Source organism: Pseudomonas sp. IT-P44 (assembly GCF_949768225.1).
Classification (GTDB): domain Bacteria; phylum Pseudomonadota; class Gammaproteobacteria; order Pseudomonadales; family Pseudomonadaceae; genus Aquipseudomonas; species Aquipseudomonas migulae.
This window is the reverse complement of sequence record NZ_CATKQM010000002.1, coordinates 1-207: the sequence shown is the minus strand read 5'-3', so window position 1 is coordinate 207 and position 207 is coordinate 1. Positions and strand designations below refer to the sequence as shown.

The following is a 207-nucleotide window of genomic DNA, read 5'->3' as shown; positions in this document are numbered from 1 at the left end:
TGCGCTGCAAATGCGGCAAATGCAACAGCACCGGCGCCGAGATGGATCCGGCGTTCATGGCCGAGCTGGTGACCCTGCGTCAGCAGTTTGGCAAGCCGATGGCGCTGAGCAGCGCTTACCGCTGCCCGAAGCACCCGGTGGAAGTGAACAAGCCTGCACCAGGTGAACACTGCACCGGCCTGGCCGTTGACGTGCGCTGTCGTGGCG

1 protein-coding gene is annotated in these 207 nt (G+C 64.7%); it reads left to right on the top strand.

All coding sequences use genetic code 11. The features are described 5' to 3' along the window. Nucleotides 1–207 (top strand): D-Ala-D-Ala carboxypeptidase family metallohydrolase (locus ACM6IO_RS00005; protein ID WP_414910690.1); only part of this gene is annotated, 207 nt, incomplete at both ends.